General features: G+C 46.9%; 14 protein-coding genes and 3 tRNA genes. 13 read left to right on the plus strand and 4 right to left on the minus strand.

All coding sequences use genetic code 11. The annotated features are described in order from the left end of the window. The first annotated feature begins 131 nt into the window (after positions 1 to 131). The 3 genes from M0415_RS02415 (at position 132) to glnS (ending at position 4512) form a co-directional block, all read left to right on the plus strand. Positions 132 to 371, plus strand: a complete 240-nt coding sequence (locus tag M0415_RS02415; protein WP_011623257.1) for a FeoA family protein — start codon at positions 132 to 134, stop codon at positions 369 to 371. Beyond that, complete coding sequence (gene feoB, locus M0415_RS02420; protein ID WP_249555797.1) at positions 364 to 2658, plus strand: Fe(2+) transporter permease subunit FeoB; 2295 nt, start codon at positions 364 to 366, stop codon at positions 2656 to 2658. Before M0415_RS02415 ends, feoB begins: the two co-directional genes overlap by 8 nt. Before the next feature lie 183 nt (positions 2659 to 2841). Further along, complete coding sequence (gene glnS / locus M0415_RS02425) at positions 2842 to 4512, plus strand: glutamine--tRNA ligase (protein ID WP_249555796.1); 1671 nt, start codon at positions 2842 to 2844, stop codon at positions 4510 to 4512. Positions 4513 to 4723: 211 nt separating this feature from the next. Here glnS and M0415_RS02430 read toward each other — a convergent pair whose 3' ends face one another. After that, complete coding sequence (locus tag M0415_RS02430; RefSeq protein WP_088210738.1) at positions 4724 to 5320, minus strand: Yip1 family protein; 597 nt, start codon at positions 5318 to 5320, stop codon at positions 4724 to 4726. A gap of 279 nt (positions 5321 to 5599) precedes the next feature. Here M0415_RS02430 and miaE point away from each other — a divergent pair, with 279 nt between their 5' ends. Continuing rightward, positions 5600 to 6370: a tRNA isopentenyl-2-thiomethyl-A-37 hydroxylase MiaE gene (gene miaE / locus M0415_RS02435; RefSeq protein WP_249555795.1), complete on the plus strand. Its 771-nt coding sequence runs from the start codon at positions 5600 to 5602 to the stop codon at positions 6368 to 6370. Between the two features lie 109 nt (positions 6371 to 6479). Here the strand turns inward: miaE and M0415_RS02440 are convergent, their stop codons facing one another. Both M0415_RS02440 and M0415_RS02445 read right to left on the minus strand, forming a co-directional pair. Beyond that, positions 6480 to 7199 carry a UDP-2,3-diacylglucosamine diphosphatase gene (locus M0415_RS02440; protein WP_249555794.1) on the minus strand — a complete coding sequence of 240 codons (720 nt, stop codon included), beginning with the start codon at positions 7197 to 7199 and terminating at the stop codon, positions 6480 to 6482. 9 nt (positions 7200 to 7208) lie between these two features. Further along, positions 7209 to 7700 carry a peptidylprolyl isomerase gene (locus M0415_RS02445; RefSeq protein ID WP_011623251.1) on the minus strand — a complete coding sequence of 164 codons (492 nt, stop codon included), beginning with the start codon at positions 7698 to 7700 and terminating at the stop codon, positions 7209 to 7211. 140 nt (positions 7701 to 7840) lie between these two features. On the opposite strand from M0415_RS02445, the gene cysS reads away from it, so the two are divergent. Next, entirely contained in the window at positions 7841 to 9220 is a 1380-nt protein-coding gene (gene cysS, locus M0415_RS02450) for a cysteine--tRNA ligase (RefSeq protein ID WP_041412675.1), read from the plus strand. A 223-nt stretch (positions 9221 to 9443) separates the two neighbouring features. Here the strand turns inward: cysS and folD are convergent, their stop codons facing one another. Then, complete coding sequence (gene folD / locus M0415_RS02455; RefSeq protein ID WP_011626601.1) at positions 9444 to 10298, minus strand: bifunctional methylenetetrahydrofolate dehydrogenase/methenyltetrahydrofolate cyclohydrolase FolD; 855 nt, start codon at positions 10296 to 10298, stop codon at positions 9444 to 9446. A gap of 261 nt (positions 10299 to 10559) precedes the next feature. On the opposite strand from folD, the gene M0415_RS02460 reads away from it, so the two are divergent. From M0415_RS02460 to hupB, 8 genes are all read left to right on the plus strand, one after another. Beyond that, a tRNA-Pro gene (locus tag M0415_RS02460) sits at positions 10560 to 10636 on the plus strand. Between the two features lie 109 nt (positions 10637 to 10745). Beyond that, positions 10746 to 10822 (plus strand) — tRNA-Arg (locus M0415_RS02465). Between the two features lie 9 nt (positions 10823 to 10831). Beyond that, a tRNA-His gene (locus M0415_RS02470) sits at positions 10832 to 10907 on the plus strand. A gap of 262 nt (positions 10908 to 11169) precedes the next feature. Beyond that, positions 11170 to 12474, plus strand: coding sequence for a trigger factor (gene tig / locus M0415_RS02475; RefSeq protein WP_249555793.1), 1305 nt, complete (start codon positions 11170 to 11172; stop codon positions 12472 to 12474). Positions 12475 to 12563: 89 nt separating this feature from the next. Then, positions 12564 to 13172, plus strand: coding sequence for an ATP-dependent Clp endopeptidase proteolytic subunit ClpP (clpP, locus tag M0415_RS02480; protein ID WP_011717550.1), 609 nt, complete (start codon positions 12564 to 12566; stop codon positions 13170 to 13172). A gap of 100 nt (positions 13173 to 13272) precedes the next feature. Beyond that, positions 13273 to 14553 (plus strand): ATP-dependent protease ATP-binding subunit ClpX, encoded by a 1281-nt coding sequence (gene clpX / locus M0415_RS02485; RefSeq protein ID WP_011717549.1) that lies wholly within the window; start codon positions 13273 to 13275, stop codon positions 14551 to 14553. A 132-nt stretch (positions 14554 to 14685) separates the two neighbouring features. Further along, positions 14686 to 17043: an endopeptidase La gene (gene lon / locus M0415_RS02490; protein WP_086902562.1), complete on the plus strand. Its 2358-nt coding sequence runs from the start codon at positions 14686 to 14688 to the stop codon at positions 17041 to 17043. A 244-nt stretch (positions 17044 to 17287) separates the two neighbouring features. Then, a complete protein-coding gene (gene hupB / locus M0415_RS02495; protein WP_254915710.1) occupies positions 17288 to 17575 on the plus strand; it encodes a nucleoid-associated protein HU-beta in 288 nt (95 codons plus the stop codon). Positions 17576 to 17750: the final 175 nt, after the last annotated feature.

The following is a 17750-nucleotide window of genomic DNA, read 5'->3' on the forward strand; positions in this document are numbered from 1 at the left end:
TACTCAACACAATTGAAAACTATTATCGTTACCAGTCATAAAGCTTGATCTAGGTAAAGTTATTAGAGCCATCGCTCAGATACAATGGGCGCAGTTTTTCAAGCTGAAGCTGTTACAAGGTGAAATAGGTAATGAAGTTAAGCGAACTCAGTCCCGGTGACCGTGGCATTATTTCTGAAATCGGGCGATTAGATCTGCCGCAGACAGTGAAGCGTAAATTATTATCCATGGGTATCACCCCAAATACACGATTTTCGTTGATCCGCAGAGCGCCAATGGGCTCTGGTTTAGAGTTGGATATTCGTGGCAGTAAGCTTTGTATGCGCAGAGATCTGGCAGACATCATAGAGGTGGAAAAGGCGAATGACTAAGCAGTTTCATTGCGTCACTGTTGGTAACCCAAACGCGGGAAAATCAACACTCTTTAACGCGCTTACAGGCGCGAATCAACAAGTTGGCAACTGGTCTGGTGTGACCGTTGAGAAAAAAACCGGTCATTTTACCCTTAATGGCGCCGACGTTTACTTAACTGACTTACCCGGCATTTATGATTTACTCCCTGCGGGTAACAGTTGTGATTGTTCCCTCGATGAGCAGATCGCTCAGCAGTACCTCGCCGAACAACGTGTCGATGGCATCATTAACTTAGTCGATGCGACCAATATCGAGCGTCACCTCTATTTGACGGCACAGCTTCGCGAGCTGTCTATTCCTATGGTGGTGGTATTGAATAAAATCGATGCGGCCATCAAGCGTGGGATCCGTGTCGATTTAAAGAAAATGAGTCAAGAGTTAGGTTGTCCTGTGATTGGCGTGTGTTCTCGCGACCCTGCCGATGTGGCCAAAGTGCAAGCGCAGGTATTGGACTTACTCCAAGGCCGCGTATCAGAAGCACCTTTGATACTCGATTACGACGAACAAATTGAAGCGGGCGTGCAACTCCTTTGCAGTAAAGACCCCAACTTAAGCCGTGGCCGCGCCTTGGCGATGTTAGGTAATGGTTCTGGTTGTGGCAGTTGTAAAAACGCTGAGCTTCAGGATGAAGTGAATACTTGCACCCAGCAAATTGCGCAGCAAGGGCATGATATCGAAGTACTGGTCGCAACGACACGTTTTAACTTTGTCGAGCGTGTATTCCAAGGTTCAGTGAAAGCAGATGGCTTCCTAACACTGAGCGATAAACTTGATAAATTAGTTTTACATCCCGTACTTGGCATTCCGGTGTTCTTATTTGTCATGTATCTGATGTTTATGTTCAGCATCAACATTGGCAGTGCATTTATCGATTTCTTCGATGTGTTTGTTGGTGCATTGTTGGTAGACCATTTTGGTGCATTGCTTGGCAACATGGGCGCGCCGGCATGGCTTGTGACTATTCTTGCGGGTGGTGTCGGTCAAGGTATTCAAACCGTTTCTACCTTTATTCCGGTTATCGCAGCGCTATTCCTCGGCTTATCCATTCTTGAAAGCTCAGGCTATATGGCCCGCGCCGCATTCGTTGTGGATGGCTTAATGCGCCGTATTGGCTTACCGGGTAAAGCCTTCGTGCCAATGATTGTGGGCTTTGGGTGTTCGGTGCCAGCCATTATGGCGACTCGTACCTTAGGCAGTGAGCGTGAGCGTATCGTGACAGGTATGATGGCTCCCTTTATGTCCTGCGGTGCGCGTTTACCTGTGTATGCGCTATTTGCGGCGGCCTTCTTCCCTGATTCTGGTCAAAACCTAGTGTTTTTACTGTATGTGATTGGGATTTTTGCGGCGATTGGCACTGGATTATTACTGCGCAGCACCTTATTACCCGGCACTAGCAGTGCGGTGGTGATGGAGCTGCCAAGCTATGAACTACCTAAATTTAAAGCCGTGATGGTGCGTACTGGTAAGCGAACTAAGAGCTTTATCTTAGGTGCGGGTAAAACTATCGTACTAGTAGTGACACTGCTCAACTTTATCAATGCGATTGGGGTTGATGGCACTTTTGGCCATGAAGATAGCCAAGCGTCACTCCTAAGTGTGGCGAGCCAAAAAGTCACCCCTATCTTTGCTCCAATGGGGATTGAGCAAGATAACTGGCCTGCGACTGTGGGGATTATCACGGGTATTTTCGCTAAAGAAGCGGTAGTCGGTACACTCAACAGCTTGTATACCAATGCCGCCCATGACGATGGCGAATTAACACCATTGGCTGACAGTTTCAGTGAAGCGTTGGCGACGATTCCTGCTAACTTATTCGGTTTAGATTTGGAAGATCCGCTTAAGTTATCTGTGGGTGATGTCTCGAGTACCGATGTTGCCGCAGAGGCGCAAGGCGTCGCAACATCAACCTTTAGTGCCTTACAGTCAGGCTTTACCACTAAGGTCGCGGCGTTTGCTTATCTGCTGTTTATCTTACTCTATACACCCTGTGTCGCCGCGATGGGCGCCTTAGTGAATGAGTTTGGTACTCGCTGGGCAACCTTTGCTGCCACTTGGACATTCTCACTGGCCTACGGCAGTGCAACCATTGCTTACCAAGCGGCGACCTTTGGCGCGCATCCACTGCAATCGAGTCTGTGGATTGGTTTCTTCCTCGTGGCACTTGTGGCGTTCTATCTGTGGCTCAAACGTAAGGGCCGTAGAACCCAACAGATCATTCCTGGCGTTAGGATCATTACCGAGTAACCGCTGAGTAATAAATGTCAGCTTAGTAATGACAAAGATAAAAGCAGCTTTCATGGCTGCTTTTATTGTTTTACTATCCATGCCATAAACCATAGTTTTTTATACTGGGCATTGTAACTGGCCGAGATCTGTAGGATCATGCGGGTTTTGTTAAAATTGCCATTGTTCGCAAAGAGGAATTCCATGAGTCATGTGGACACTGAAGTACGTCCGAGTAACTTTATCCGTAATATCATTGATGAGGATCTGAAAAGCGGTAAGCACACTAGTGTGCAGACGCGTTTTCCTCCCGAGCCAAATGGTTATCTGCATATTGGTCATGCTAAGTCTATCTGTTTGAACTTCGGCATCGCGCGAGATTACCAAGGCCTTTGTAATTTACGTTTTGATGATACCAATCCTGAAAAAGAAGACATCGATTATGTTAATTCTATTCAGGCGGATGTGCGTTGGTTGGGATTCCAGTGGGATGGTGAGGTTCGTTATTCCTCTAACTATTTCGACCAATTACACCAATACGCGGTTGAGTTGATCAACAAGGGCTTAGCCTATGTGTGTTTCCTCAATGCTGATGAAACCCGCGAATACCGTGGCACCTTAAAAGAGCCGGGTAAAAACAGCCCGTACCGTGACACTTCCGTTGAAGAAAACCTGCAATTATTTGAAAAAATGCGTAAGGGTGAATTCAAAGAAGGTGAGTGTGCGCTGCGTGCCAAAATCGACATGGCATCGCCTTTCATGTGTATGCGCGATCCGGTGATTTACCGTATTCGTTTTGCTCACCATCATCAAACAGGTGACAAGTGGTGCATTTACCCAATGTACGACTTTACTCACTGTATCTCCGATGCGCTGGAGCACATTACTCACTCGTTATGTACGCTTGAGTTCCAAGACAACCGTCGTCTTTACGATTGGGTTCTTGACAATTTAGATGATTTCCAAGCGCCTAACCGTACTCGTCAGTACGAATTTTCTCGCTTAAATCTTGAATATACGCTGATGTCTAAGCGTAAATTGAATGACTTAGTGACGCGTAAGTTAGTCTCTGGATGGGATGACCCTCGTATGCCAACAATTGCTGGCCTGCGTCGTCGTGGTTATACCCCTGCGTCTATCCGCGAGTTTTGCCAACGTATTGGTATCACTAAGCAAGAAAACATGATTGAAGCGGCAATGCTGGATGCTTGCATCCGTGAAGAGCTTAACGAGCATGCGCCACGTGCGATGGCCGTACTGCGCCCATTGAAAGTCGTGATTGAGAACTACCCAGAAGGTCAAATCGAGACGATTCAAGCGGCTTCTCACCCAAGCGATGAAAGCATGGGTACACGCGAACTTGCCTTTGGCCGTGAACTGTATATTGATGTGGCGGATTTCAGAGAAGAAGCCAATAAGCAATACAAGCGTCTAGTAATGGGCAAAGAAGTGCGCCTGCGTAACGCTTATGTGATTAAAGCTGAGCGTTGTGACAAAGACAGTGACGGCAATATCACCACGGTTTACTGCAGCTACGATGCGGATACTTTAGGTAAAAACCCTGCCGATGGTCGCAAGGTAAAAGGCGTAATCCATTGGGTTGAAGCCACTACGGCCAAACCTGCGGAATTCCGTTTATACCAACGCTTGTTCACGGATCCAAATCCTGCAGCAGCAGAGACAGTGGATGAAGTGCTTAACCCTAACTCACTTGAAGTGGTTAATGGTTTAGTTGAGGCAAGTCTTGTTAATGCGCCAGCGGAAAAAGCATACCAGTTTGAGCGTGAAGGTTATTTCTGTGCTGACAATAAAGACTCATCTGCCGAGCATTTAGTCTTTAACCTAACAGTTGCACTGCGTGACTCGTTTGAATAGCAAGTCGTTAGTCGCGAGTAATGGTTGTCACTCTATGATTCATTGCTGTCGCTGCTAGCAACAAACTGCATTAACGAATAAAAAGGCCCTTAGTGATATAAAACCTAAGGGCCTTTGCTTTTTTACATCTTTTAGATGTCACAATTTTTATCAGCTGTTATCGCTTCTTTTAAGCCATCTGTTGCATGTTGACTAAACGTCTACTGATACCTTATTGATACATAGGGCCAAAGCCAATGCTCCAGAGGATAACGCTGGTGGCCATTAAACCGACCAAGAGCACTAAACCCGCAGTGACCATAGAACTGGCGTAAATAAAGCCTTTCTCTTCAGGGATATTCATAATGATAGGCACACCTGCGTACAGCAGATAAACCGAGTAGGCTAAGCCAATCAACCCAACAATCATAATAAACCAGAGTACCGGGTAGAGGGCTGCCAGACCGACCATAAACAGCGGTGTTGCAGTGTAGGATGCGAGTTCTAATGCTTGGGTGAAAGTTGGCTGGGCATCGAAGGTTTTTGCCATCCAATAGGCTAAATAGGCGAGGGCAAAGACACCTACAATCAGGCCAAAGTACATTCCCACAGACATAAACATGGCGCTTTGTGGTGTGAGATAAATCGGATCACCCGAACCCGGATTCCAACCAATATATGCGGTGGCGATAAAGCTACAAACCGCCGGAATGAGTGCGATGAGAATAACGTGACTTAAACTACTTTTGAGTGCCTCGTGATTCTTCTCAATCGCGTGCCACTCTTGTTTTGGATGAGTGTATAACCCCATTAAGTGATTCAGTATCATTATAATTATCCTTGTTCAGCATTGATGATGGCTCGCCAAACGTCAGACGAGCTGACAACAGCTCTACAATCAGGGTTAAACGCTCTCCTATCCCTCAACGCCCGACTGTGTACACTCCGAATTGAGATGCTATGTGATCAGGATCTCAGTTCTTAAGGTGTAGATTATTTATTGAACAAAAAGTTCATCTCGTCAAGTTTACTGCGGTGTAAAGCTATAGCTTGTCGATAATTACGCGTAAAATATGACGATATTTTTTTAATGATTTTGAGTGATCCCATGCAGCAATTATTGGCACCTGTTCATGCGTTTCTTCGTTGTGAGACGCCGCAAACTTGGATTGATATGGCAAGAGCCTCTGCCTCGTTAGATGAACTCTTAATCGACCATTGTAATTGTGAGCTAAAAGCGGCGCAGACTGCGATGTTCTTATTGAGGCGATATGCCTTGGATAAAGACAGCGGGCAATCGCTATTGGCGTGGGCGAAACCCTATGAGGAATTTGTTTATCACAAGGACCGCGATATCGAGCAGTTTTTGGCTCGTGATGTCAAAAAGAACGAGCTGGTTGCCAATCTACAGCCGAATCAACATTTTGCCTTTGCTCAGGATCTTATCCCGCCACTGATCCGTTTGATAAAAGAAGAATTCCATCATTTTGAGCAAGTGCTGGAGCTGATGCATGCACGGCACATTACGTATCGCAATATTCGCGCGGGACGTTACGCAAAGGGCATGATGAGCCACGTCACCACCCATGAGAAGGATATTCTGCGGGATAAATTGATTGTGGGTGCGTATATTGAGGCGCGCTCCTGTGAGCGCTTTGCTAAATTAGCGCCTTACTTGGATCCAGAGTTAAGTAAGTTTTATGTGTCCTTGCTGCGCTCTGAGGCGCGTCATTTTGAGGATTATCTTAAGCTGGCGCAGCTGGTTTCAACGGAAGATATTACTGAACGGGTCGCTTATTTTGGCGAGAGGGAAGCCGAATTAATTATGGCGCCTGATGACGAGTTTCATTTCCACAGTGGTCAACCCTTAGTTGCCTAGTGGCAATAACTCTCAGTTGCCTAGTGGCAATACAAGTAGCGGCCTCAACCATATTCAGGTATGAGGCCTAAGCGGTTCAATGTGTTAATGGTGAGGGCGCTATAGGTGCTTAGCTGGCGTCAAAGGGCAGGCTTTTTAAATCTACGCCGTCGGCGCTGACCACCAACACACTGCCTTGCTCGTACCAATCACCGACCACAATACGTTTACAGCCATTATTTAACTCGTGGATGGCGGGTCTGTGGGTATGACCGTGGATCATCTGCTTGCAGTGGGTCTGGGCAAATAACGCATCCACCGCACTCGGTTCCACATCCATGATGACATAGCTTTTTTGTTGATTGCTGCTCTGACTATTGCTGCGGATCTTATTGGCAATGGCTTGACGTTTTTTCTTCGGCAAACAGCTATACAGCCAACGGGCAAAGGCAAAACTGCGTAATTTGCGAAAGCGTTGGTAGGCTTTATCTAAGGTACACAGGCTATCGCCGTGTAAGATAACCGTATTAACACCATAGAGATCTAAGCAAGTGACTTCGGGCAATATTTGCATACCCGCAGCATCGGCAAATTGTTTGCCTAACATAAAGTCACGATTACCGTGAATAAAGTAGATGGGCAATCTTTGGGAGACTTGCTTGAGCTTGCGCGCTAATTCGAGGGCAAAAGGCGCGGCTAAATCGTCGCCGACCCATACCTCAAATAAATCCCCCAGAATGTAGAGGGCATCGGCATCATCAAGTTCTGTATCGAGGAAACGATTAAAGGCTTGGGTGATATCGAGGCGATCGGCACTTAAGTGCAGATCGCCAATAAATAAGGTCCGCATCCTAGGGAATTAGGCCGCACTGACTTTTTCAATCACAACCGCTTCTAATGGCACATCTTGGTGCATGCCACGGTTACCAGTGCTGACAGCTTTGATTTTTTCAACGATGTCCATGCCTTCAACCACTTCACCAAATACGCAGTAACCCCAGCCTTGCATGCTTTCAGATTTGAAATCGAGGAAGGTGTTATCGTTGACGTTGATGAAGAATTGAGCCGTCGCTGAGTGTGGATCTGAAGTACGCGCCATCGCGATAGTACCAGTACGGTTTGATAAACCATTGTTGGCTTCGTTTTTCACTGGCTCATGGCAACGTTTTTGGCTCATTTCAGCGGTAAAGCCACCGCCTTGGATCATAAAGCCGTCAATTACACGGTGGAAAATGGTGCCGTCGAAGAAACCTTCGTCAACATATTTCATAAAGTTTGCCACGGTCAGCGGTGCTTTTTCGGCGTTCAGTTGCAGTTTAATGTCGCCAAAATTAGTGTGTAATGTGATCATGTTTTCATACTCTCAGTAAATAGTGGCGCGATTCTAACTTATCTCGGATTGCACGCAAAGTGCAGTATTCAAAACCCTCGTCAGCGTGGTAGACTGACCCCTTGATTTTACACTCGAATCTATCATTGAAGAGAATGCCGATGTTGAAGATTTACAACAGTATTACCCGCCAAAAACAGGAATTTAAGCCAATTACTCCCGGAAAAGTTGGGATGTATGTATGCGGAGTGACCGTATACGATTTGTGTCATATTGGCCATGGGCGTACTTTTGTTTCCTTCGATATGATCGTTCGCTACCTGCGTTACGCGGGTTATGAGGTGAATTTTCAACGTAACATCACCGACATTGATGACAAAATCATCAAACGCGCCAACGAAAATCAAGAAGATTGCAATACCTTAACCGATCGCTTGATTGGTGAAATGCACAAGGATTTCGATGCGCTGAATATGATCCGTCCCGATTTCGAGCCACGTGCCACTCTGCACATTGCCGAAATTATCGATATGGTTGAGCGTTTACTGGCTCGCGGGCATGCCTATGTGGCTGCCGATGGCGATGTGCTGTTCAGTGTGGCCTCTTTCCCTGAATACGGCCGCCTATCAGGCCAGAACCTGGAGCAATTACAGGCGGGTGCACGGGTTGAGGTTGACGATAACAAGCAAAATCCAATGGATTTCGTGCTGTGGAAAATGTCTAAACCGGGCGAGCCAACATGGGAATCGCCATGGGGACCGGGTCGTCCAGGCTGGCATATCGAATGTTCGGCAATGAATAGCAAGCACTTAGGTCTGCATTTCGATATTCACGGTGGCGGCTCAGATTTACAATTCCCGCACCATGAGAACGAAATTGCTCAGTCTTGCTGCGCCCATGATACGCCATACGTGAATTACTGGATGCACACTGGCATGGTGATGGTTGATCGCGAGAAGATGTCAAAGTCTTTAGGTAACTTCTTCACCATTCGTGATGTATTAGGCCATTACGACGCTGAAACTGTGCGTTACTTCCTGCTATCGGGTCATTATCGTAGTCAAATCAACTACTCAGAAGAAAACCTCAAGCAGGCGCGTGCCGCCCTAGAGCGTTTATACACTGCGATTAAAGATGTTGACCTGACTGTTACAGCAGCACCTGCGGAAGAGTTTGTCGCTAAGTTTAAAGCGGCCATGGACGATGACTTTAATACGCCAGAAGCTTATTCAGTGCTGTTTGATATGGTACGTGAGATCAACCGCTTGAAAACCACTGATATGGCGCAGGCGTCAGCTATGGCCGTTGCCATGAAGCAACTGGCCGATGTATTGGGCTTATTGCACCAAGCGCCCGATGCCTTCTTTAAAGGCGAAGGTAGCGATGATGAAGTGGCAGAGATTGAAGCGCTTATCGTTGAGCGTAATCGTGCCCGCGCCGAGAAAGATTGGCCTGCGGCTGATGTTGCGCGTAATCGTTTAAATGAGCTTGGTGTAGTCTTAGAAGATGGTCCAAGCGGTACTACTTGGCGTAAGAAATAAGTTGGCGTAAGAAATAATCCCATCGCCTAAGTTAGATTTGCATCGATAATAAAAAACCTGCCAATGGCAGGTTTTTTTATGGCCTCACGCGTTTGATTAAGCTCACGTTATTGCGTCACAGACTACTGGAGCTTAGATGGCTAAATAGCAGGTTTAAATGCTGCGATTTACGCCATAACTTACGTCATAATCTAAGCCATTATCTACACGATAGCGAAGCAGATTAGTCGTGATATTGCTCGGCCGCATACAGGGTATTCTCAAGTAGGCTGGCAATCGTCATAGGGCCAACACCACCGGGTACTGGGGTGATAAAGCTGGCGTTTTGCGCAGCAACCTCATATTGCACATCGCCCACTAAGGTGCCGTTTTCTAAGCGGTTGATGCCCACATCGATAACAATCGCGCCGGGTTTAATCCATTCACCTGGGATAAAGCCCGGTTTACCCACGGCTACCACGACTAAATCTGCCTGACGGATTTTTTGTTCGAGATTTTTTGTAAAACGATGGCATGTGGTTGTGGTGCAGCCCGCAAGCAGTAGCTCCAGTGTCATTGGGCGACCGACAATATTTGATGCGCCCACTACAACGGCATCTAGTCCATAGGTATCGACACCCGTTGATTTGATTAAGGTCATGATCCCCATTGGGGTGCATGAACGTAATACGGGAATGCGCTGGGCTAAACGGCCAACGTTATAGGGGTGGAAACCGTCGACATCTTTATCGGGACGAATGCGCTCGATCACTTTAGAGTCTTCAATATGCGCAGGCAGAGGAAGCTGCACTAAGATACCGTCGATCGTCGGATCATCGTTGAGTTCGTCGATAAGGGCTAATAAGGCTTCTTCGGTATAACTGGTATCGAGATCGTAGGAGCGAGAAATAAATCCCACTTCTTCACAGGCTTTACGTTTACTACCAACATAAACCTGAGAAGCGGGGTCGGCTCCCACGAGAATGACGGCTAAACCTGGTACGCGTTGTCCTGCCTCTTTGCGGGCGGTTACTTTTTCGCGAAGTTGTGTGCGGATGGATTGAGCAATCGCCTTGCCGTCGATTATTTGGGCTGTCATGGGTGTAGGATATCCTTTATATGGGCGATGGTGAAAACTGTCGTTAACACAGAGAGTGGCAATCGCGGCTATTTTAACAGGGCGTTGCGGGTGTGTCATGGTGAAAGCCGCGGCGAAATGGATAAAAACAGGCGTATTCGCCTGATAATTCAGCATCTAGTTTGAATGCTTAAAAAAATCGTTGACGGGTGCAAAGTGAGGGGCTAAGATGCGCTCCGTTCTCAAGCAGATGTGCTCATTTGCTCTGAAAAGAATGATTCTCGGTGATTAGCGCAGTCCGGTAGCGCATCTGGTTTGGGACCAGAGGGTCAGAGGTTCGAATCCTCTATCACCGACCACTTTAATATTATTGGCTCATGATTATTCAGTTAATTTGAGCGGATAATAGCGGATAACCTAAGTTAGTTATCCCACGTAGGTTAGGATACAGCAGAGTCTGTAAACCATGCGCCCGTAGCTCAGTTGGATAGAGCATCCGCCTTCTAAGCGGATGGTCGCAGGTTCGAATCCTGCCGGGCGTGCCAGTTTCAGTGGTGATTGTAGCTCAGTTGGTAGAGTCCCGGATTGTGATTCCGGTTGTCGTGGGTTCGAGCCCCATCAGTCACCCCATTTTTAAGTACTTTGAGTACAAAATAAAAAAAGCGACCTCTGGTCGCTTTTTTTATACCCTAGATTCGGCCGTAGAGGCTCGACTCTGCACAAAACGGTGGCTATAATGTCGCGTCTTGATAGATATCAACTAACAGCGACCTGTGCCGAAAGCCAATAGTGGTGGGCATTGTAGTCAAATTTAATGATCAAGAAACGAATACCTGAATAGTTGATGACTCGACTATTACAAAGGACGTTAGACAAATTTCGAGGTAAAACAATGCAAGTTTCTGTTGAAGCAACCCAAGGCCTAGAGCGTCGCCTGACCATTTCTGTTCCTGCTGAACAAATTGAAAAACTGGTTAAAGACAGTTTACAACGTGAAGCTAAGCGTGCTCGTATCCCAGGTTTCCGTCCTGGCAAAGTGCCTGTTACTGTAATCAACAAACGTTATGGCGCCGCTATTCGTCAAGACATCACTGGTGAAGTGATGCAACGTAACTTTATCGAAGCGATCATCGCTGAGAAATTAAACCCAGCTGGCGCACCAACTTTCGTACCTGGTGCGACTGACGGTGAAAAATTCGAATTCGTAGCGACTTTCGAAATCTACCCAGAAGTTGAGCTGAAAGGTTTAGATGCAATCGAAGTAGAACAACCAAAAGCGTCTGTAACCGATGCTGACGTAGACAGCATGATCGAAACCTTACGTAAGCAACACGCGACTTTCGCCGCTGTTGAGCGTGAAGCGGCTGACGGCGACAAAGTGAAAATGAACTTTGTTGGTTCAGTTGACGGTGTTGAATTCGAAGGCGGTAAAGCTGACGATTTCGAACTGCAATTAGGCAGTGGCCGTATGATCCCTGGTTTCGAAGCGGGTATCTTAGGTCACAAAGCCGGTGAAGAATTCGTTATCGACGTGACTTTCCCAGAGGAATATCACGCTGAAAACTTAAAAGGTAAAGCGGCTAAGTTTGCTATCACTCTAACTGAAGTGTTAGCGGCTAACTTACCAGAAGTAAACGATGAGTTTGCTGCATTATTCGGTATCAGCGAAGGTGGCTTAGAAGCGCTGAAAACTGAAATCCGTAAGAACATGAACCGTGAACTTGAGCAAGCGTTAAAAGCAAACGTGAAAGAGCAAGTGATCACTGGTTTATTAGCTAACAACGACATCGAACTGCCAAAAGCACTGATCGATGGCGAAGTTAACGTACTGCGTCAACAAGCGATGCAACGTTTCGGCGGTCAAACAGCTAACATGCCAGAACTGCCAGCTGAATTATTCACTGAGCAAGCGGCTCGTCGCGTGAAAATCGGTCTGTTATTAGGCGAAGTTATCAAGACTAACGAGCTGAAAGCGGAAGATGATCGTGTACAAGCGTTAATCGCTTCTATGGCTTCTGCATACGAAGATCCAAGTGAAGTTGTTGCGTATTACAACAGCAACAAAGAGCTGATGCAAAACATGCGCAACGTTGCGCTTGAAGAGCAAGCTGTTGAAGCACTGCTGAAATCTGCCAAAGTGACCGAAAAAGAAGTCGCTTTTGAAGAATTTATGAACAAGGCTACAGGTCGCGCATAACCTAAGCTTGACTTGATTGGCAGTTCGCCATTTATAATGGCTCGTATGAGGCTCCTCATGCGAGCCATTTTTATTTAGGGAAACGAATAATGCATAATGCGTCAGACATACAAAGTGCTTTAGTGCCTATGGTGATCGAACAGACGGCTAAGGGTGAACGCTCATTCGATATTTATTCTCGTCTGTTAAAAGAGCGGATTATCTTTTTAGTGGGTCAAGTTGAAGAGCATATGGCGAATCTGATTGTGGCGCAGTTGCTATTCCTCGAGTCAGAAAGCCCAGATAAAGATATCTTCTTATATATCAACTCACCCGGTGGCTCAGTCACTGCGGGCATGGCGATTTACGATACCATGCAGTTTATTAAGCCGAACGTCAGCACTGTGTGTATCGGTCAAGCGGCCAGCATGGGCGCGTTTTTATTAGCAGGCGGCGAAAAGGGCAAGCGTTTCTGCTTACCTAACTCTCGCGTGATGATCCACCAACCACTGGGTGGATTCCAAGGTCAGGCTTCTGATATTGCGATTCATGCCCAAGAGATCTTAGGCATCAAGCATAAACTGAACCTGATGTTGTCAGAGCACACTGGCCAGCCACTCGAAGTGATAGAACGTGATACCGACCGCGACAACTTCATGAGTGCGACTCAAGCTGTTGAATATGGTTTAGTTGACGCAGTGATGACTAAACGCGGCTGATTTTTACTTTTGACTGGGCTATGCTCTATTTAAGCAAAGCCCAGTAAAGGGTTAGCAAGTTTAAGACAAGCAGTAGAGCAGACTGCAAATGAGGTAATTAATGGGCGACAACAAAAATAATGGTGACAGCGGTAAATTGCTGTACTGCTCTTTTTGCGGTAAGAGCCAGCATGAAGTCAGAAAACTGATTGCAGGCCCATCAGTATACGTATGCGACGAATGTGTTGAATTATGCAACGACATCATTCGTGAAGAGATTAAAGAAATCTCCCCTAAGCGTGATAATGATAAATTGCCAACGCCACATGAGTTGCGTGCGCATTTAGACGATTATGTGATTGGTCAGGACAGAGCCAAAAAAGTGCTGTCTGTCGCTGTGTACAATCACTATAAGCGCCTGAGAAATTCTTCTCCTAAAGATGGCGTGGAATTAGGCAAGAGTAACATTCTGCTGATTGGTCCAACGGGCAGTGGTAAGACGCTGCTGGCTGAAACGCTCGCGCGCTCATTGAATGTCCCGTTTACTATGGCAGATGCCACCACCTTAACCGAAGCGGGTTATGTGGGTGAAGACGTTGAAAACATCATTCAAAAGCTGCTGCAAAAGTGCGATTACGATGTTGAAAAGGCACAGCGCGGTATTGTCTATATCGACGAAATCGACAAGATCAGCCGTAAATCGGATAACCCATCGATTACCCGTGACGTATCGGGTGAAGGCGTGCAGCAAGCACTGCTGAAGCTTATCGAAGGTACAGTTGCCGCGGTTCCGCCTCAAGGTGGTCGCAAGCATCCACAACAAGAGTTCTTACAGGTAGATACCTCTAAGATCCTGTTTATCTGTGGTGGTGCATTTGCTGGCCTTGAGAAGGTGATTGAACAGCGTGCTCATGTAGGTTCAGGTATCGGTTTTGGTGCGCAGGTTAAGGGCGAGAAAGATAAGGCAACGATTTCGCAAACCTTATCCCAAGTCGAACCCGAAGATTTAGTCAAATATGGCTTGATCCCTGAGTTTATCGGCCGTCTGCCCGTTGTCGCGACGCTGACCGAGCTGGACGAGGAAGCCTTAGTGCAAATCCTGTCTGAGCCTAAAAACGCGCTGACAAAACAGTACAATGCGCTGTTTGAGATGGAAGGTGTTGAGCTAGAGTTTCGCGAAGATGCGCTCAAAGCGATTGCACATAAAGCCATGTCTCGCAAAACCGGTGCCCGTGGTCTACGTTCGATCGTTGAAGGTATCTTACTCGATACTATGTACGATATTCCTTCAATTGAGGGCGTAGTAAAGGCCGTTGTCGATGAATCTGTAGTGAATGGTGAGTCTGCACCTATCCTGATTTACGAGCGCAACGAAGCGCAAGCGGCCTCTGGTGAGCAATAATTGTACTGATTGCTAATAATCTGAAAATCAAGGAGTCCATCGGGCTCCTTTTTTTATTTTGCCCATTGAAACCCTGTAAAGCGCCCCAATATACTCCTTAACTAATCCCTTTCATCTAAACGGAATCGAACTATGACCTTAGAGCGTGAAGCGCATATCGAACTCCCCGTGCTACCACTGAGAGATGTGGTGGTCTATCCCCATATGGTAATTCCGTTGTTCGTTGGCCGAGAAAAATCGATTCGTTGTCTCGAAACGGCAATGGCCCAGGATAAGCAAATTATTTTAGTCGCTCAGCGTGACGCTGAGTTAGACGAGCCGACCAAAGACGATATCTTTGAAGTCGGTACAGTGGCGTCTATTCTGCAACTGCTTAAACTGCCTGACGGTACGGTAAAAGTACTGGTCGAAGGCGGTCGCCGCGCTCGTATTACCCGTTATACCCAAGAAGCGGATTTCTTTGTGGCTAAGGCGGAATATCTCGAGTCTGAGCCTTTGGAAGACAAAGAAGAGGAAGTCTTGGTTCGCAGCGCGATTGGCCAATTTGAAGGCTATATCAAGCTCAACAAGAAGATCCCACCTGAAGTCTTAACCTCACTCTCGGGCATCGATGAAGCGGCGCGCCTTGCCGATACCATGGCGGCCCACATGCCACTCAAGCTTGAAGACAAGCAGTCTGTGCTGGAAATGACTAACGTAGGTGAGCGTCTGGAATATTTAATGGCGATGATGGAGTCGGAAATTGACCTGCTACAGGTTGAGAAACGTATCCGTACCCGCGTTAAAAAGCAGATGGAAAAGAGCCAGCGTGAGTATTATCTGAACGAACAGATGAAAGCCATCCAAAAAGAATTGGGTGACTTAGACGAAGGCCACGACGAGTTTGAAGTCTTAAATCGTAAGATTGAAGAAGCCAACATGCCAAGTGATGCCAAAGAGAAGGCCGTCGCTGAGCTGAATAAATTACGCATGATGTCACCTATGTCTGCCGAAGCGACCGTGGTTCGCAGCTACGTCGATTGGATGACCTCAGTGCCTTGGAGCCAACGCTCTAAAATCAAACGCGATTTAGCCAAAGCCCAAGAAGTGCTGGATACCGATCACTATGGTCTGGAAAAGGTCAAAGACCGCATTCTGGAATACTTGGCAGTACAGAGCCGTGTGCGTCAACTTAAAGGGCCTATCCTGTGCTTAGTCGGCCCACCAGGTGTGGGTAAAACCTCATTAGGTCAATCGATTGCAAAAGCTACCGGTCGTAAGTATGTGCGTGTTGCCTTAGGTGGCGTGCGTGATGAAGCGGAAATCCGCGGTCATCGCCGTACTTACATTGGCTCAATGCCGGGTAAAGTGATTCAAAAGATGGCGAAAGTGGGCGTGAAAAACCCCTTATTCCTGCTCGATGAAATCGACAAAATGAGCTCGGATATGCGTGGCGACCCAGCGTCAGCACTGTTAGAGGTGCTCGACCCTGAACAAAACGCGACCTTTAACGACCATTATCTCGAAGTCGACTACGACTTATCCGATGTGATGTTCGTGGCGACCTCGAACTCGATGAATATTCCTGGTCCATTGTTGGACCGTATGGAAGTCATTCGCCTGTCGGGTTACACCGAAGATGAGAAGCTCAATATTGCTAAGCAGCATTTACTGACCAAGCAAATCGAGCGTAACGGTCTTAAAGCGAACGAAATTCATATCGAAGACAGTGCGATAGTCGGCATCATCCGCTACTACACCCGTGAAGCCGGTGTGCGTGCGCTAGAGCGTGAGTTGTCGAAGATTTGCCGCAAGGTCGTGAAAATGATCCTGTTGGATAAGTCTATCAAGTCAGTCACAGTGACCGCGGACAATCTCAAGTCTTTCCTCGGTGTACAGCGTTTTGACTATGGTAAGGCGGAATCGAACAACCAAATCGGTCAAGTCACAGGTTTGGCGTGGACCGAAGTGGGTGGCGATCTGCTCACCATTGAAGCGACATCAGTGCCAGGTAAAGGTAAGTTGACCTACACAGGCTCACTTGGCGATGTGATGCAAGAGTCGATTCAAGCGGCAATGACGGTCGTACGTGCCCGTGCGGAACAATTAGGTATCAACGGCGACTTTTATGAGAAGCGTGATATCCATGTTCACGTGCCAGAAGGGGCGACGCCAAAAGATGGTCCATCTGCGGGCGCGGCAATGTGTACCGCATTAGTGTCTAGCTTAACGGGTAACCCAGTGCGTGCCGATGTGGCGATGACGGGTGAAATTACCTTACGCGGAGAAGTGTTACCTATCGGCGGTTTAAAAGAAAAACTGCTCGCGGCACACCGTGGTGGCATTAAATTGGTACTTATTCCAAAAGAAAACGAGCGTGATCTGGAAGAAATTCCTGCCAATGTGATTGCCGATTTGGAAATTCGTCCCGTGCGTTGGGTCGACGAAGTGTTAAAACTGGCGTTAGAAAGACCGGTTGAAGGCTTCGAAGTGGTTAAAAACTTGGCATAACGCAAGAAAATGCGCTATCACGCTAAAAAAAATGAAAAAAGGGGCTTAACAAAGCGCAGACCTGTGGTAGCCTAGGTCTGTGGAGAGTCGGTTGCTCCAAGCCCTTGGCGCAACTGGCTTTGAGCTGTATCCAGTTTTATTTCTTTGGTTTTCGAACTCAGCTTGAACTTTGAATTCAAGCTTGTTATAAAAGCCTCCGCAGACCGCTCTAGAGACGGATTTGGTTGCGGCGCAAAAAAATTACATTCAAGGGGATGACATGAACAAATCTGAACTAATCGAGAAAATCGCTTCTGGTGCTGACATTTCTAAAGCCGCTGCTGGCCGTGCACTGGATTCTTTTATCGCTGCTGTGACCGAAGGTCTGAAAGAAGGCGATAAAATTTCTCTTGTTGGTTTTGGTACTTTTGAAGTGCGTGAACGTGCTGAGCGTACTGGTCGCAACCCACAAACGGGTCAAGAAATCAAAATCGCAGCAGCAAAAATTCCAGCATTCAAGGCTGGTAAAGCTCTGAAAGACGCTGTCAATTAATTTTTGATATCGTAGCCTTTGTAAGGCGTTCGTAATGATAAGCACTGTTTAAACAGTGCTTTTTACGAATTGAAAGTAATGGATTTTGAAGCACAATTTCTACCATTACTCGGGGTTTTAGCACTTACCAGTGGTAGCGTCTGAATAATCCCCATAAATTACAGAAAGGCGCATC

Origin of the sequence: Shewanella sp. 10B (assembly GCF_023475885.1) — a bacterium.
Classification (GTDB): domain Bacteria; phylum Pseudomonadota; class Gammaproteobacteria; order Enterobacterales; family Shewanellaceae; genus Shewanella; species Shewanella mangrovisoli.

What these genes read in the sequence shown, in the direction of transcription:
- M0415_RS02415 (WP_011623257.1), top strand. Translation starts at nt 132, where the DNA reads ATGAAGTTAAGCGAACTCAGTCCCGGTGACCGTGGCATTATTTCTGAA.
- tig (WP_249555793.1), top strand. Translation starts at nt 11,170, where the DNA reads ATGCAAGTTTCTGTTGAAGCAACCCAAGGCCTAGAGCGTCGCCTGACC.
- folD (WP_011626601.1), bottom strand. Translation starts at nt 10,298, where the DNA reads ATGACAGCCCAAATAATCGACGGCAAGGCGATTGCTCAATCCATCCGC.
- clpX (WP_011717549.1), top strand. Translation starts at nt 13,273, where the DNA reads ATGGGCGACAACAAAAATAATGGTGACAGCGGTAAATTGCTGTACTGC.
- clpP (WP_011717550.1), top strand. Translation starts at nt 12,564, where the DNA reads ATGCATAATGCGTCAGACATACAAAGTGCTTTAGTGCCTATGGTGATC.
- lon (WP_086902562.1), top strand. Translation starts at nt 14,686, where the DNA reads ATGACCTTAGAGCGTGAAGCGCATATCGAACTCCCCGTGCTACCACTG.
- feoB (WP_249555797.1), top strand. Translation starts at nt 364, where the DNA reads ATGACTAAGCAGTTTCATTGCGTCACTGTTGGTAACCCAAACGCGGGA.
- M0415_RS02445 (WP_011623251.1), bottom strand. Translation starts at nt 7,700, where the DNA reads ATGATCACATTACACACTAATTTTGGCGACATTAAACTGCAACTGAAC.
- glnS (WP_249555796.1), top strand. Translation starts at nt 2,842, where the DNA reads ATGAGTCATGTGGACACTGAAGTACGTCCGAGTAACTTTATCCGTAAT.
- M0415_RS02430 (WP_088210738.1), bottom strand. Translation starts at nt 5,320, where the DNA reads ATGATACTGAATCACTTAATGGGGTTATACACTCATCCAAAACAAGAG.
- cysS (WP_041412675.1), top strand. Translation starts at nt 7,841, where the DNA reads ATGTTGAAGATTTACAACAGTATTACCCGCCAAAAACAGGAATTTAAG.
- M0415_RS02440 (WP_249555794.1), bottom strand. Translation starts at nt 7,199, where the DNA reads ATGCGGACCTTATTTATTGGCGATCTGCACTTAAGTGCCGATCGCCTC.
- miaE (WP_249555795.1), top strand. Translation starts at nt 5,600, where the DNA reads ATGCAGCAATTATTGGCACCTGTTCATGCGTTTCTTCGTTGTGAGACG.